This window comes from Merdimmobilis hominis, assembly GCF_016901855.1.
In the GTDB taxonomy this organism is placed as follows: domain Bacteria; phylum Bacillota; class Clostridia; order Oscillospirales; family Ruminococcaceae; genus Paludihabitans.
Map to the genome: position 1 here is coordinate 42,158 of NZ_JACJKY010000002.1, position 15,075 is coordinate 57,232.

Genomic DNA, 15,075 nt, shown 5'->3' on the forward strand with positions numbered 1-15,075 from the left:
TGAAAAAAAGGAGGTCATTTTCATGAAAATCGGTGCACAGGGCTTTACCATCCGCGACTTTGTCAAAACACCCGCGGACATCGAAGCTTCTTTAAAAAAACTGCATGACATCGGCTACACATCGCTTCAGGTATCGGCATTCGGCGAGATTGAGCCGGAACACTTACGTGCGATTGCCGACGAAAACGAACTGTCGATCATCGTGACCCACACAACCCCCGACCGTATCTTGAATGAAACGGCACAGGTCATCCGCGATCATCAGATCTTAGGTGCAAACTTTGTCGGCATCGGCATGATGCCCGAGCGGTACCTGGGTTCGCTCGAGGGTACCCGCGCATTTCTGCGTGACTTTGCACCTGCGGCAAAAATGCTCAAGGAAGCGGGCATGAAGCTTTGCTATCACAATCACTTTTTTGAGTATCAGCGCAAAGAGGGCAAGACGTATCTTGACATCATGGCAGAGGAAACCGACCCGGACGAATGGAGCTTTATTTTAGACGTGTTCTGGACGCAGTTTTCCGGACGATGCCCGGCAAAACAGATCGAGATGCTTGAAGGCCGCATCGACGTAATCCATTTCAAAGATCTTGCCATGAACGGACGCGAACACCGCACCGCACCGGTCATGGAGGGAAATCTCTGCTGGGACGAGATTTTCGACGCCTGCAAGCGCACGAACGTTCCGTATGCGATGGTCGAGCAGGACGACACATTCGGCAAAGACCCGTTCGATGAGCTTGCGCTAAGCTACAAAAACTTGGTCCGTGCCGGCATGATCGGGGAGGAATGAGCATGGCGATGTTTGTTCTCTCCGCATTCACGGATGAATCGTCTCCGTCGCTGTCTGGTCAGATCGACGCCGCTGTCCGCAACGGCCTCTCCCACATTGAACTGCGGCAGCTGGATGGCAAGCAGGCCATCGAACAGCCGGCAGACAAATTAAAGGAAGCGGCACACATCCTCGCAGAATCGGGGATTTCGGTGTCGGCACTCGGTTCGCCGATCGGAAAAGTGGACATTGACGCACCGTTTGCGCAGCACTTGGAACAGTTTTACCGCGCGGTGGAAGCCGCACACCTGCTTCATACCGACCGCATCCGGATGTTCAGCTTTTTTATGCCAAAAGGCAAAGAACCGATGGCATATGCATCGCTTGTCGCCGAGCGGCTGAATCAAATGTGCGATTACGCAAAACGCGAGGGTGTGCTCTGCTGTCATGAAAACGAAAAGGACATCTTCGGCGACAATGCGGCACGCAGTGCGTATCTTTTGCAAAACGTGCCCGATCTTTCGTTTGTGTTTGACCCTGCCAACTGCGTACAGTGCGGCGAAGTGCCGCAGACGCTGTATAACGCCGTTTTGCCGAAGCTTTCGTATTTCCATGCAAAGGACGCACGCAAAGACGGCAGTGTGACGCCCTGCGGCGACGGTGACGGCGATGTGTCCGCACTGATTGACCGGTATGCACAGACGAATGCGCCGCGCATTCTATCGGTCGAGCCGCATCTGTTCGATTTTTCGGGCCTTTCGTCGCTCCAGACGGAAGCGCTTACCCATACCACACACGACAAAACACCCGAAGCTGCATTTGACCGCGCCGTTCGTGCGCTCAAAGCGCTTTTAGATGAGAAAGGATATTCGTATGAATGAAGTGCGCATCGGTATCGTGGGCATCGGCAACATGGGCAGTGCTCACGCAAAAAGCATTTTAGCAGGAAACGTTGCACGGCTGACACTCGGTGCAGTCTGCGACATTGCACCCGAAAAACTCAGCTGGGCGAGCGAAAATCTCCCCGGTGTGCCGCAGTTTTCCGACTATCACGAGATGTTTGCAAGCGGACTGATTGACGCGGTGCTCATTGCAACGCCGCATTATCTCCATCCGACGATCGCCATCGACGGCTTTGCCGCCGGACTTCATGTGCTGACCGAAAAACCGGCAGGCGTTTACACAAATCAGGTGCAAATGATGAACGACGCCGCAAAAGCATCCGACCGTGTGTTCGGCATCATGTACAACCAGCGCACCAACCCGCAGTTCCAGAAAATCCGCGAGATCATCAAGAGCGGCCGCCTGGGCGAATGCAAACGCCTCATCTGGATCATTACAAACTGGTACCGCACCCAGGCGTACTATGATTCGGGTACATGGCGTGCCACCTGGGCAGGCGAGGGCGGCGGCGTGCTGATTAACCAGTGCCCGCACAACTTAGATCTGTGGCAGTGGATGTTCGGCATGCCGACCCGCGTGCGTGCAACATGCCACTACGGCAAATGGCACAACATCGAGGTCGAGGACGAAGTGACGGCATATGCGGAATACGCAAACGGTGCAAGCGCCGTATTCATCACGACAACCGGCGAAGCACCCGGTACAAACCGATTAGAGGTGACCGGCGACCGCGGCAAGCTCGTGTGGGAGGAAGGCAAACTCACATTTTACGAGCTGGCAGTTCCGGAGCGCGAAACCTGCTTTACGAGCAAAGAGGGCTTTGTGACACCGGAGATGACGGTGCACGACGTCCCGGTTGAAGGCGAGGAAACGGCACACAACGGCATCCTCTTAAACTTCACAAACGCCATTTTGGACGGAGAAGAACTGCTCGCACCGGGCGAGGAGGGCATCTGCGGCCTGACCGTATCGAATGCTATTCACCTCTCCGACTGGACAAACGACTGGGTCACACTCCCGATTGACAGCGACAAGTTTGAAGCAATGCTCAATGAACGGCGCAAAAATTCCCATGTGAAAGAACACGCAGTAAGCGAAATTGCCGACCTGCGCGGCACATACAACAGCCGCTGGAGCGTGCGCTGAAGCTTTTAACGCAGTAAAAAAAGACGAACGAAAATCGTTCGTCTTTTTTGTTTGTGGTTTATTGTTTATCATCTGTCTCTTTTTCAACCGGTGGTTCGGGTGCGCCCGCTTCGGGAATACCGTCTGATGGCCAATAGACGATCTTTTCGTCCACAGTGATATGGTCGATCGACTCATACACCTTTGTGCTCACTGGCATATCACGCTGTGTAAGCCGGTTTTTTGCAATCTCAGCCGCCAGCGAATAGATGAGCGCAAACAGCGGCACGCCGATAATCATACCGACAAGGCCAAAGAATCCGCCGAACACCATGATCGAAAAGATAACCCAGAATGCCGACAATCCGGTCGAGCCGCCGACCACCTTTGGCCCGATGAAGTTTGCGTCGATCTGCAAAATCACAAACGCAAAAATCACAAAATAGAGCGCCATCATCGGATCAAGCACCAGAATCAGCACTGCCGACGGAATCACGCCGATAAACGGACCGAAAAACGGAATGATATTTGTGATCGCCACAATCACGGAAATGAGCATGGCAAACGGCATATGGAACACCGACATTCCGACAAACATCACCGCCCAGACGATTACCGCTTCAATCAGCTTTCCTTTGATAAACGAGCCGAACACACGATCTGCCCGACGCGTGACACGAAGCATCTGATTCGTCGCTTTGATGGAAAAAATCGAATAGCAGACTTTTTTCGTCTGTGCAAAAAACTTTTCCTTGCTGAACAAAATGTAGATCGACACGATCACACCCACGCAGATGTTTACAATCGTGCCCAGCACGCCAATGATGCCGACTGTCAAGCCGCCTGCCAGGTTTGTAAGCTGCGGCAAGAGATCGTTTGTCGCCCAGCTTGTGACTGTTTTGCTGATGTTGTCGAACTGTTTTTGCAGCATGTTGACAATATCCTGGTTTTCCGACACAAAGCCGAGAATCCATTTTTCAATCCGTGAAAAATAAGTCGACAAGTTGCCGATGATTCCGCTGATGCTTTGAAACAGCTGCGGAAACACCATAAAGCCGAGTGCTGCCACCACGGCAAACGCCAGCAAAAACGTGACGATCAGTGCAAATACGCGTGCAAGCTTCGGATGTACCTGCTTGTTTGTTTTAGAGAGCAGCGGCTTAAAGCACCGCTTTTCGAAAAACTCCATCACCGGGTTTAAGAGGTACGCGGTGACAAATCCGATCAAAAACGGTGTGGCAATCGCAATCAGAAAATTGATGACCGAAACCACAACGTCCATGCGGTTTAACAGCAGATAAAACAACACACTTGCAACGATGACCAAAAACGCTGTAATACCCCAATACAGATATTTTGGATTCCATCGAAATTTCATACAGCACCTCCTCTTTGTTGATCGGATGGATGCATTATCTCACATTGGTGTAGGTGGTATAAACAGGGGGAACCGGTTCTTCCATACGGTTACGGATTGCAAACAGGAAAAACGAGTGAATCGAAAAAATTGCGCCGCAGATGGAAAACGCCATCGCTCCTTTTTTCATATAACGGCAGTAGACAGGGTAGAGAATAAAAGCTTCAAGCACCCGGTAACCAATCTGTGCTGCCGACAGAAGAAGCGAAAGCATTGTGCAGATCATCTGGATCGGTGCCATGCGAACCATAAGACGTTCAATCGCCTCTTCGCCAATCATAGGCATCTGCAGCAGTGCGCGAAACAGCGGCACAATCCACAGCGCCACTGTAATGAGCAGCATCAACGCCGCTGCACCAATCAAAATCGCCGCTGCAATCGGATACCATTTACGCCACGGATATTTGCGGCAAAACGGCTGTTTTTCAGGCATCGAGTCCGAAAGCTCGCCCAAAAGCTGCTGTCTTGCAATCGGCACCCATGCACGCCAAAGTCCCTGTGCACCGCGCCGCTGTGCAATTTTCTGCACGCCGAGTGCGCCTAAGACATAAGAAGTGATCAAAATACCCAGTGGAATCAGCATAATGAGTAAAAACAACGTAATAAGCAGTTGAATTGCGTCAGCCATAATGAAAACGCCTCCTCTTTGTTATGGCAATGAAGCCGTCAGATTATTCAGCTTCTTCTAAAACCGATGCAATGTGAAGTTCTTTGAGCTGTTCAGCATCTACAACAGACGGGCATTCGCTCATCAGTTCACTTGCATTCTGGACTTTCGGGAATGCGATGACGTCGCGCAGGCTGTCCGAGCCGCACATAATCATCGACAGACGGTCAAGGCCGATGCCCATGCCGCCGTGCGGCGGTGCACCATAGCGGTATGCATTCACAAGGAACCCGAATTTCGCTTCGATTTCCTCGTCGGTGAGGCCTAACGACTCAAACATTTTCTGCTGTAACTCAAAATCGGTAATACGGATCGAGCCGCTCGACAGCTCGGTGCCGTTTAACACCAAGTCATATGCTTTTGCACGCACAGCGCCCGGATCGCTGTCAAGATACGGCAGGCACTCGTCCAGCGGCATCGTAAACGGATGGTGCATTGCGAGCCAGGTGTCGTTTTCCTCGTCATATTCAAAGAACGGAAACTCGGTGATCCAGACAAAGTTGAACTGCTCGGGGATAATGTCTAATTTTTTCGCAACGGTCAAGCGAATCTGACCCAGGGTCGGCAGAGTGACACGGTCGCGGTCTGCACAGAACAATGCGACGTCGCCTTTTTCACAGCCGATGTGCGCAAGCAGTGCAGAAAGCTCTTCCTCGCTCATGAATTTCGAGAAGGAGCACGACGGTGCGTCGTCAACCCAGCGGACAAACGCCAGACCTTTTGCGCCGATGCCGCGTGCCTGCTCGGTCAGCTTGTCGATCTCTTTGCGGGTGAGCACTTTTGCGCCGTCTTTTGCAACGATTGCGCGGACACTTCCGCCGGCTGCCACTGCGCCGGAGAACACACCGAAACCGCAGTCTTTGACGAGTTCAGAGCAGTCAACGATCTCCATGCCAAAACGGGTATCCGGTTTATCGGAGCCGTAGCGCTCCATTGCATCTTTGTATGTCATACGCGGAATCGGCAGTGCGATGTCCACGTCGAGCACCTCGGAAAACAGCCGTTTGATGTAACCCTCTGTCATCTCAAGGATATCCTCGACATCGACAAAGCTCATCTCCAAGTCGATCTGTGTAAATTCCGGCTGACGGTCTGCGCGCAGGTCCTCGTCGCGGAAGCAGCGTGCCAGCTGGATATAGCGGTCATAGCCGGCGATCATCAGAAGCTGTTTGTAAATCTGCGGCGACTGCGGCAGTGCATAGAATTTGCCCGGATGCACACGCGACGGAACAAGATAGTCACGCGCACCTTCCGGCGTCGATTTCATCATCATCGGCGTTTCGATCTCCAAAAAGCCGTTTTCATAGAAATAGTCGCGGGTCACTTTTGCGATTTTGTGACGCATCTGGATATTGCGCTGAAGTTTTTCGCGGCGCAGGTCCAGGTAACGGTATTTCAGTGCAATTTCGTCGCCGACTTTGCCGTCGTCGTTTACATGGAACGGCGGGGTCTGTGCCGATGCCAGAATGCGAAGCTCCGACACATACACTTCGACCATACCGGTTTTTATCTCGGTATTGACGCTCTCGCGGCGGCGGACTTCGCCTTTTGCGATCAGCACATATTCGCTTTTTAACGATTTTGCCTTTGCGAATACTTCGCGGTCGGTTGTATCGTCAAAGGTGAGCTGTACGATGCCGGTGCGGTCACGCAGATCGACAAAGATCAAGTTTCCCTTGTCGCGCTGACGCTGTACAAAGCCTGCAACGACGACATTGGTGCCCACATCCTGCTCGCTCACTTCGCCGCAGTAACGTGTGCGGCGCAAATTTCCCATGGATTCTGCCATTTTTGTATTTCCTCCTCTGTTATGCGTTTTGACCCATCTGCATGATGCGGGCAAACGCATCGCTGCCGATCTGATCGCTGATGGCATCGGCTTCTGCCGCCAGCGCCGCGTCGTACAGCACGTTCAAAAGCTCTGTTTCAAATTCAATTTCACGCTGTTCGCCGGTTTTCATATCTTTGATGTTCGCTTTTCCGGTGACAAGCTCGTTGTCGCCTAAGATCATCGACATCGAAGCACCCAGCTTGTTTGCATATTTCATCTGCGCTTTGACACTGCGGTCCATAATGTCAAACGACACCGAGAAGCCCTCGCTGCGGAGTTTGTCGCACAGCACCATTGCCTTTTCGAGCGCCGGCGCACCGATTGCACCGATGTACAAATCACAGCCGCGCGGCGCCGGCAATTCGATGCCCTGTGCGTTCAACAGCAGCAAAAACCGCTCGATGCCCATGCCGAAGCCGAGCGCCGGTGTCGGTTTGCCGCCCAATTGTTCGACAAGTCCGTCATAACGGCCGCCGCCGATGATCGTGCCCTGTGCGCCGATTTCGTCCGACACAAACTCAAACACAGTTTTTGTATAATAATCAAGGCCGCGCACGATTTTGGGATCGACAACATACGGAATACCCAGCTTGTCGAGTCCGCGTTTGACTGCGGTGAAGTGTTTTTCGCACTCGTCGCACAAAAAGTCGGTCACAACCGGTGCGGTGCGGATGCACTCTTTATCGCCGTCGACTTTGCAGTCGAGGATACGCATCGGGTTTTTCGAAAGACGCTCTAAGCATGTTTCGCACAGCTCGTCCTTGTGCGCCTCAAAGTGTGCGCGCAGTGCCGCATGATAGTCTGCACGGCATGTTTTGCATCCGATCGAATTGATGCGAAGCGTGATGCCTTTGACACCAAACAGGTTTAAAATGTGCCAGACGAGCGAAATCAGTTCCACATCGGCAGCAGGGGAGGAGGCGCCGAACACCTCACAGCCAAACTGGTGGAATTCGCGCAGACGGCCTGCCTGCGGACGCTCGTGACGGAAACACGGCGTGATATAGCATGCTTTGAGCGGGAGCACATCGTTTAACAGACTCTGTTCGAGCGCTGCACGCACAACACCTGCTGTACCCTCCGGTTTTAACGCAAATACATCGCGGCTTTTTTGTCCCTTGACTTCAAACATCTCTTTCTGCACCACGTCGGTCGTGTCGCCCACACCGCGCGAAAACAGCTCAATCGCTTCAAATGTGGGGGTGCGGATCTCGCGGAATCCAAACAGCGCCGCTGTTTCAAGCAGTGTGCGTTCCACAAACTGCCACTGATGGCTCTGGGCAGGCAAAACGTCCTGCGTGCCTCTTGGGGCTTTCATCTCTCGGATCACTTCTCCTTTTTTGTCCTATCGGGCGGTGTGTACCGCCGCATCCGGCAAAGAACGCCGGGGAAATTTTTTTCATACATTGTTATTATAGCACATCCGGCTTTTTCGCAACAGCCTTTTTGACGAAAAAAACGAAAAGAGCCTGTCCAATTTCCTTGGACAGGCTCTTTTCGTTTTCGAATTTTCAGCGCCGGACAATCGAACGCCAGTCGAGATCGCCGCGTTCCAATCCGTGGATGAGCATTTCGCCCGTTGCAATGTTGGTTGCAATCGGAATGTTGTGCACATCACAAAGACGCAAAAGCGTCATCTCGTTCGGTTCGTGCTCCTTGACCGTATGCGGATCACGGAAAAACAACACCATATCAATCTCGTTGCAGGCAATGCGTGCGGCAATCTGCTGGTCGCCGCCCTGTGCTCCGCTCAGAAAGCGCTCCACCTTAAGTCCTGTGGCCTCAGAAACAAGCTTGCCTGTTGTTCCTGTCGCACACAGTGTATGCTTGCTCAAAATCCCGCAATATGCAATGCAGAACTGAATCATCAGCTCTTTTTTTGCATCGTGTGCAATCAATGCGATTGTCATACCGAACATCCTTTCCTGATCATTTTCCCTCACCTGAAAACCCTTCTCATACCGTTTTCAAAATCAGCGGGATATAGGAGCCGGTTAACCGCGATACGATCGCATCCGCAATCTGCATCACCTTTTTTTCGCCGGCGCCGCCTTTATTGACAAGACCTGCAGCATTTTTTACAAACGGAACCACACCCAGCAGTGCCGTTCCGCACAGGTCCATCGCTTCATCCAGATCCACAAGCCCGCCGCTTTTGACTGCATCACGATCCACCTTGTTGAATACAAGCCGCGCAGGAACACTGAGCATCGGTGCAAGCTTCTGTGCATCCCGCACACAGATGATGTCGGGCGTGAGCACCAAAACAGCTTCGTCCGAAACACTGTTTGCAATGTCTGCACTGCAAAAAAGTCCTGCCGGAAGATCCAGCAGAATCAGATCATATCCGTTTTGAATCCCACGCAGCAGTGCAGCCTGTTTTACAAGCGACGATTGGTCCTGCCCGCTCTGCTGCGCACAGCAAAGCGAAAGCAAAGGCAAATCGGGGTGGGGATAGATCGCCTGCTTGATGCGGATCTTTTCCTTCAGTACATCCGAAAGATCAAACACGATCTGATCCTGCATCGAAAGAAGCAGGTCAAGCGAATGAAGCGGTGCGTCAAAATCTGCAAGCAGCACCCGTTTTCCTGCTTTTGCCGCGGCAATCCCCAAAAGCGCTGTCACCGTAGACTTTCCGGTGCCGCCTTTGCCGGAAAGAACAGAAATGATCTTTGCCATCCATATCTCCTGTATTTTTGCGAAAATCGCTATGAATCTAAATTATATTATATCAATAGTACACAGTCAATGCAAGAGTGAAACGAAAACTTTTTGTGCTTCTGACTGGTTTTCGCGTTAATCCTGCGCGTTTTCCGTAACTTCACCCGTCTGTGCAGACGAGTCGGCCGACGATTCTGCCGACGATTCACCGGACGATTCAGCAGACGGCTCAGATGTGCTTTCTTCCGTCTGTTCCTCGGACTGCTCCGGATAATTTTCCGGATAGGTCGCACGGTCATATGCCAAAATGATATCACGCAGCAGACGCTGGGTGGTGGAGCCGTCATACACAAGCACCGAAACAGCAAATTCCGGTTCGCCGTACCGCTCGACATAAGCGATAAAGCAGTGATGCGTACGGGTCGAGGTGACCTGCGGTGTACCGGTTTTTGCATACACCTTATAACCGAGTGCTTCAAGATCAGTGATCTGATAGGGCGCAGGGAAGCTCTCTGCCAGCCGGTTCATGCCGTCTGACACCTCGTTATAGGTCGATTCAGACATCGGAATTTCCGAGAGCACCGACGGGGTATGTTCCTCGATGACATTGCCGCTCTCATCCAAAAATGCGCCGAGCAGATGTGCCGCATACCGTTTGCCGTGGTTTGCAAGCGTCATTGCCTCGACTGCCATCTGAAGCGGTGTGACCTGCGTATTCATCTGACCGATTGCCGCCTGGATGTTGTTGCCCTCCTGCCAGTTCGGGTCTTCTTTGTGGGAAAGACGGCTGCTTGCCTCTGCGTTAGAGATCTCAATGCCGGTCTCGACGCCCAAGCCAAAGCCTTCCGCATATTTATTGAACAAATCAACACCCATGCGCCGTCCGAGATCATAGAAAAATGTGTTGCAGGAATCGAACAGCGCTGTCGAAGCATCCAGATTTGCGCCGCCCTTATGACGCGTACCGACACAGTTCGGCGTCCAGTCCGGCGCATAGTAGGTGTAGTAGTCGCCGTTGCAGTAAACGGTGGTGTCCGGCGTGATATAGCCTTCCTCCAGTCCGGCAGTTGCAACGATCGGTTTAAACGTCGAACCCGGACGGAACAATCCGGAAAGTGCCAGGTTGTTAAGCGGGCTGCCTTCCGCCGATTCGACTGCTTTATAGTCGGTCAGGTATGTTTCCATGTCATAATACGGATACGAAATGCTCGAAAGCACACCGCCCGTTTTTGCGTCAAGCACCACCATTGCACCGTTGGTCGAATGCTCCTCGCTGGTGCTGTTATACCAGTCGATATAATTGGCAAAGATGGTCTGCAAATCTTTTTGCAGGTAATAGTCGAGTGTGAGCTGGACGGTTTGTCCCGCAACCGGCGCACTGCTCTCCTGCACCTCGATGATGTCGCCCTGTGCATTCTGGGTGACGGTCATGGTACCGCGTGTACCGCGCAGCTGTTCCTCAAACGCACTTTCGATGCCGCCGCGGCCGACTACATCGTCCATTTTATACTGTTTTCCCGGATTATCCGCAAATAAGTCCTTATATTTTGTTTCATACTCACCGTCATAAATTTTTGTGACGTTTCCAAGCAGGTTCGATGCCACGTCGCCGTTTAAATAGACGCGTTCGCTTGTTTCCGTCACGGTCACACCCGGAAGCTCGTCAGACAGCTCGCGCAGCAATGCAACCGTCGACGCCGAAACGTCTTTTGCAAATGTATAACGTGTGTTGTATGCCGAAAAATCGGCGGACAGCATCATATAGCGCACACCCGCAATCTTTCTTGCATATTCCTCGCTGTAATCCTGATACGTACAGCTGTCGTACGGCTCGCCGCAGTGCGTGCAGTTGCCCTGCTCGTCGCGGTATTTTTTGATGCCTGTTTCACGAAACAGCCATTCCATACAGTTTTGCGCCGTCGCATATTCGTTGACGCCGACCTTACTTTTGAGGCGCGCAATCTCCGTGTCGCTGTCGGGCAGAAATTCATACGGCGCATCGGCGGAAACCGGCAGTTTATCCTCCCATGTTTCCGAAAGATCCTCAAACAGCCGGATCAATGTATAAATGAGTTTGTTTGTCGCCTCGTCGTCAAGCGTCAGACGACTTTCCTTTTCCATTGCCAAAAAGTCGAACGCCACGTTGTAAGACGCCGCATTATCCACAAGCACAACGCCGTTGCGGTCGACAATTTTGCCTCTTGCGGCAGAAACCTCAATCTCGGTTGTGGTACCGCTTTTGGCCTGTTTTAAATACCCCGCCCCATCCACAATCTGATATTCAAACACCCGAATCGATGCCGCAATGCACATCACAACGCAAAGCCCGATCAAAACGGCTGTACGTGCGCGGTGTGTTTTCGCTTCGGAAATGATCATGGGAGACTCCTTTCTGTTCGTCATGCGCGCGGCGCATGATGGAATGAAAACGCAATTTTTCGTATGAGCAGATAAATGAGCGGAAACACGGCAACCGTATATGCCGCACAGGGGAGAATCTGACGGTAAATCACTGAATATGCCCCGGGATACCGCCAGATCAAAAAGCAGAACAAATAGTCAAGCACGCCCTGCACAAGCAGCGTTCCTGCACAAAATCCGACGGCATTTAACATGCGTGTATGCAGGAAATAGACGCATACAACCGAAATGGTGACGCCGCACAACAGCAGAATCAGTCCGTTAAAGCCAAACAGCCGGTCGGACGAGATGTCCCATAAAAGTCCTGCAATGCCGCAGAAAATGCCGGACGAAAGCACGTTTTCATACATCGAAACACCGACTGCCACTGCCACCAAAAACACAGGCTTTGCATCAAAAATCGTCAAAAAACCCGGCATGGTCTGCAGCATATATGCCGCAAGAAGCAAGAGGGAATAGACACTCCATTTTAGAACAGCCTGCAGCTGTTTGTTTTTCATTGGTGACACCCCTTTTGTTTATTCTGCGTCTGCATAATCGTCAAGCCGGCTGCCCTGTCCTAAGAACGAGGTGATGACCTGCACGGTCGACACCGACTCGATGTCAACATACGGGCGGATCACCGCATAGCGCGTGATGCCGTGCGGTTCGGTTTCGATCGACTCGATCTCGCCGATGGCAATGCCTTTCGGGTAAAGTCCCGATGAACCGGCTGTGATAATCATGCCGCCTTTCTCCATCTGCACCTCTTCCGACAAAATCGAAAGCTTCGTTTTGCCGCTTTGCGACAGCGTATAGTCGCCGCTTACAACACCGAGCTGCTCGGTATTTAACTCGATGGCGCTCACGTCGATCTCCGGACTCAAGATGGTTTTCACCCGTGCGCTCACCGGGCCCACGTCGGTCACAATGCCGACAAGACCAGCCGACGTAATCACCGGATCGTTTTTCTCAATGCCGTGCAGCGAGCCGCGGTCAATGATAAAGGAACCGGCACGGTCTGCCGAATCACGGCTGACGACCTGGGCAGGCATCAATTCAAAATCTTCGTTTAATTCCTTGATCTGTGCCGCTTCTTTGAGCTGTTCATTTTGATCCTTGAGCGATTCATAGTCGATCATCTGACGGTTTAAATCCGCAATCTGTTCTTTGAGCCGCTCGTTTTCTTCTGCATTTTCGCGCGCATTGACAAGCGGATCAAACCAACCGCCGACCGTACTGCTCAAAAACGCACCCGCTTTTTGAAACGGGGTGGTGACCATCTGTAAAAGATTGCGCGGGATATTGGCGATTCCGTCACTCGATGCCGAATACAGCATCATGCCAAACATCACGGCCGCCGCCGCAAGGATGATTTTAAATGGTTTGCTTTTAAAAAATCCCCCCATGGGACACCTCCGCCTGACAGTTTTGTCGTTTTGCGCACCGCTTCCTGTCCCAAAAAACAAAAAGCTCCAGTTTTCCCTTTGCCGCTTTGATTTTTAAAAAAGGGAAAAGCGGAACTTTTGTCTGATGCGCTGTGCGCAAATTCGTTTTTTTAATATTTGACGTCGTCGCTCGACACAACGCTTGCAAGCTTATCCATGTGCTCTAAGATCTCGCCGGTGCCAAGTGCAACACAGTCGAGCGGATCGTTTGCCGCATAGACTTCCATGCCGGTTTCCTGTGCGATCAGTTTGTCAAGCCCGCGCAGAAGTGCGCCGCCGCCTGTTAATACGATGCCCTGGTCGATGATGTCCGCAGCCAGCTCCGGCGGTGTTTTCTCGAGTGTGACGCGCACTGCTTCGAGCACTTCCTGTAATGTGTCGATGAGTGCTTCGCGGATCTCTGTGGAGGTGACAACGATGTTCTCCGGCAGACCGGTAAGCAGGTTACGGCCTTTGATTTCGGTGGTCAGCTCCTCATCGAGCGGGAATGCGTTGCCGACGTTGATTTTGATATCCTCTGCGGTGCGCTCACCGATCAGGAGATTATATTTCTTTTTGATATAGTTGATGATATCCACGTCGAATTTATCGCCGCCGACACGCACCGATTTTGCTGCAACGATGCCGCCCAGCGAAATGACTGCGACTTCGGTTGTACCGCCGCCGATATCGACAACGATGCTGCCGGTCGGCTCTGCAACAGGCAGACCTGCGCCGATTGCTGCTGCCATCGGCTCTTCAACGATGATGACGCGTTTTGCGCCGGCACGTTCTGCCGACTCTTTGACTGCGCGGCGCTCCACCTCGGTGACGCCCGACGGAATGCAGATGACAACGCGTGCTTTCGTCAGCATCGAGTTGCCGAGCGCTTTGCGGATGAATTCCTGAAGCATGCTTGTGGTGATGTCAAAATCGGCAATGACGCCGTCTTTTAACGGACGAACAGTCACGATCGAGCCCGGTGTTCTGCCGACCACATCTTTTGCCGCCTGGCCGACGCTTTTGACGACGTCGTTTTTGATGTCGACAGCAACGACCGAAGGCTCACGAATGATGATGCCTTTGCCTTTCATGTAGACGAGTGTATTTGCGGTTCCAAGGTCAATTCCGATATCTTTTGTAAAAAACATAAAACCCTCCGTATTTTCTCTGTTTACTCACACTTGTTTATGGATAAAACAGCCGCAGAACATATGGGCTGTTTGATTTCTTCTCATTCCTTTTTATTATACCCGCACTTTCACGGATTCTCAACCGTTAAATTGTGAATTTTCCGACTTTTTTCGGCTTTTTTATTCAAAAATCGGACGCAATATGCGCATAAGCCGCGAAACCGGCAGTCCAACGACATTATTATAGTCGCCTTCGATCTTTTCGACGAACAAACCGCCCTTTCCCTGAATGCCGTATGCGCCTGCTTTGTCATACGGTTCGTCTGTATCGGCATAGGCAAAAATCTCCGTGTCGGACAGCGGATAAAACCACACGCCCGTTTCACTCACAAAGGTCTGTTCGCCGGACGCGGTCTTTACGCACACGCCGGTGAACACGCTGTGGCGCACGCCCGACAGCATCGAGAGCATCCGCACAGCATCTGCGCGGTCTTTCGGCTTGCCGAGCGCTTCTTCACAGATGGCAACAACCGTATCGCACCCGATCACCGTTTCCGAATCGTCCAAAAATGCGGCGCGCGCCTTTTTTTCTGCCAGCGTTTTCGCAAGTTCGCGCGGACAGCACGCCGATACTGCCGATTCGTCGATATCAGCCGGACGAACCGAAAAGGGAAGTCCCGTCATCGAAAGCAGTTCGATGCGCCGCGGCGATTTGGACGCCAAGACAAGTTTCATAGCC

At 52.1% G+C, this 15,075-nt stretch carries 14 protein-coding genes; 3 read left to right on the forward strand and 11 right to left on the reverse strand.

The features are described 5' to 3' along the window. The first annotated feature begins 22 nt into the window (after positions 1–22). From H6A12_RS01535 to H6A12_RS01545, 3 genes are read left to right on the forward strand one after another with little or no spacing between them, the layout of a single operon-like run. Positions 23–793, forward strand: a complete 771-nt coding sequence (locus H6A12_RS01535) for a sugar phosphate isomerase/epimerase family protein (RefSeq protein WP_204444082.1) — start codon at positions 23–25, stop codon at positions 791–793. Between the two features lie 2 nt (positions 794–795). Next, positions 796–1,653, forward strand: a complete 858-nt coding sequence (locus H6A12_RS01540; RefSeq protein ID WP_204444084.1) for a sugar phosphate isomerase/epimerase family protein — start codon at positions 796–798, stop codon at positions 1,651–1,653. Continuing rightward, complete coding sequence (locus H6A12_RS01545; RefSeq protein WP_204444086.1) at positions 1,646–2,821, forward strand: Gfo/Idh/MocA family protein; 1,176 nt, start codon at positions 1,646–1,648, stop codon at positions 2,819–2,821. The genes H6A12_RS01540 and H6A12_RS01545 overlap by 8 nt, the downstream gene beginning before the upstream one ends. A gap of 58 nt (positions 2,822–2,879) precedes the next feature. Here H6A12_RS01545 and H6A12_RS01550 read toward each other — a convergent pair whose 3' ends face one another. The 11 genes from H6A12_RS01550 to H6A12_RS01600 all read right to left on the reverse strand — a co-directional run bounded on the left by H6A12_RS01550 (position 2,880) and on the right by H6A12_RS01600 (position 15,071). After that, complete coding sequence (locus H6A12_RS01550; RefSeq protein ID WP_204444089.1) at positions 2,880–4,178, reverse strand: AI-2E family transporter; 1,299 nt, start codon at positions 4,176–4,178, stop codon at positions 2,880–2,882. A gap of 34 nt (positions 4,179–4,212) precedes the next feature. After that, on the reverse strand, positions 4,213–4,845 hold the full coding sequence (locus tag H6A12_RS01555) for a hypothetical protein (protein ID WP_204444091.1): 633 nt from the start codon (positions 4,843–4,845) through the stop codon (positions 4,213–4,215). A 43-nt stretch (positions 4,846–4,888) separates the two neighbouring features. Continuing rightward, entirely contained in the window at positions 4,889–6,673 is a 1,785-nt protein-coding gene (aspS, locus tag H6A12_RS01560; RefSeq protein WP_204444093.1) for an aspartate--tRNA ligase, read from the reverse strand. Positions 6,674–6,692: 19 nt separating this feature from the next. Then, positions 6,693–8,033 (reverse strand): histidine--tRNA ligase, encoded by a 1,341-nt coding sequence (gene hisS / locus H6A12_RS01565; RefSeq protein WP_204444095.1) that lies wholly within the window; start codon positions 8,031–8,033, stop codon positions 6,693–6,695. 193 nt (positions 8,034–8,226) lie between these two features. Further along, positions 8,227–8,625 (reverse strand): methylglyoxal synthase, encoded by a 399-nt coding sequence (gene mgsA, locus H6A12_RS01570; RefSeq protein ID WP_204444097.1) that lies wholly within the window; start codon positions 8,623–8,625, stop codon positions 8,227–8,229. 46 nt (positions 8,626–8,671) lie between these two features. Continuing rightward, positions 8,672–9,394, reverse strand: coding sequence for an AAA family ATPase (locus H6A12_RS01575; RefSeq protein ID WP_204444099.1), 723 nt, complete (start codon positions 9,392–9,394; stop codon positions 8,672–8,674). A gap of 117 nt (positions 9,395–9,511) precedes the next feature. Beyond that, entirely contained in the window at positions 9,512–11,755 is a 2,244-nt protein-coding gene (locus H6A12_RS01580; RefSeq protein ID WP_204444101.1) for a peptidoglycan D,D-transpeptidase FtsI family protein, read from the reverse strand. Positions 11,756–11,775: 20 nt separating this feature from the next. Then, complete coding sequence (mreD, locus tag H6A12_RS01585; RefSeq protein ID WP_204444103.1) at positions 11,776–12,297, reverse strand: rod shape-determining protein MreD; 522 nt, start codon at positions 12,295–12,297, stop codon at positions 11,776–11,778. Between the two features lie 18 nt (positions 12,298–12,315). Continuing rightward, positions 12,316–13,185 carry a rod shape-determining protein MreC gene (gene mreC / locus H6A12_RS01590; RefSeq protein WP_204444105.1) on the reverse strand — a complete coding sequence of 290 codons (870 nt, stop codon included), beginning with the start codon at positions 13,183–13,185 and terminating at the stop codon, positions 12,316–12,318. Between the two features lie 149 nt (positions 13,186–13,334). Beyond that, entirely contained in the window at positions 13,335–14,354 is a 1,020-nt protein-coding gene (locus tag H6A12_RS01595; RefSeq protein WP_204444107.1) for a rod shape-determining protein, read from the reverse strand. A gap of 162 nt (positions 14,355–14,516) precedes the next feature. Continuing rightward, a complete protein-coding gene (locus tag H6A12_RS01600; RefSeq protein WP_204444109.1) occupies positions 14,517–15,071 on the reverse strand; it encodes a Maf family protein in 555 nt (184 codons plus the stop codon). Between the last annotated feature and the right edge of the window lie 4 nt (positions 15,072–15,075).

Coding starts and splice junctions, on each gene's coding strand:
- H6A12_RS01540 (WP_204444084.1), top strand. CDS start 796: ATGGCGATGTTTGTTCTCTCCGCATTCACGGATGAATCGTCTCCGTCG.
- aspS (WP_204444093.1), bottom strand. CDS start 6,673: ATGGCAGAATCCATGGGAAATTTGCGCCGCACACGTTACTGCGGCGAA.
- hisS (WP_204444095.1), bottom strand. CDS start 8,033: ATGAAAGCCCCAAGAGGCACGCAGGACGTTTTGCCTGCCCAGAGCCAT.
- H6A12_RS01555 (WP_204444091.1), bottom strand. CDS start 4,845: ATGGCTGACGCAATTCAACTGCTTATTACGTTGTTTTTACTCATTATG.
- mreC (WP_204444105.1), bottom strand. CDS start 13,185: ATGGGGGGATTTTTTAAAAGCAAACCATTTAAAATCATCCTTGCGGCG.
- H6A12_RS01545 (WP_204444086.1), top strand. CDS start 1,646: ATGAATGAAGTGCGCATCGGTATCGTGGGCATCGGCAACATGGGCAGT.
- mreD (WP_204444103.1), bottom strand. CDS start 12,297: ATGAAAAACAAACAGCTGCAGGCTGTTCTAAAATGGAGTGTCTATTCC.
- H6A12_RS01600 (WP_204444109.1), bottom strand. CDS start 15,071: ATGAAACTTGTCTTGGCGTCCAAATCGCCGCGGCGCATCGAACTGCTT.
- H6A12_RS01550 (WP_204444089.1), bottom strand. CDS start 4,178: ATGAAATTTCGATGGAATCCAAAATATCTGTATTGGGGTATTACAGCG.
- H6A12_RS01595 (WP_204444107.1), bottom strand. CDS start 14,354: ATGTTTTTTACAAAAGATATCGGAATTGACCTTGGAACCGCAAATACA.
- H6A12_RS01575 (WP_204444099.1), bottom strand. CDS start 9,394: ATGGCAAAGATCATTTCTGTTCTTTCCGGCAAAGGCGGCACCGGAAAG.
- H6A12_RS01535 (WP_204444082.1), top strand. CDS start 23: ATGAAAATCGGTGCACAGGGCTTTACCATCCGCGACTTTGTCAAAACA.
- H6A12_RS01580 (WP_204444101.1), bottom strand. CDS start 11,755: ATGATCATTTCCGAAGCGAAAACACACCGCGCACGTACAGCCGTTTTG.
- mgsA (WP_204444097.1), bottom strand. CDS start 8,625: ATGACAATCGCATTGATTGCACACGATGCAAAAAAAGAGCTGATGATT.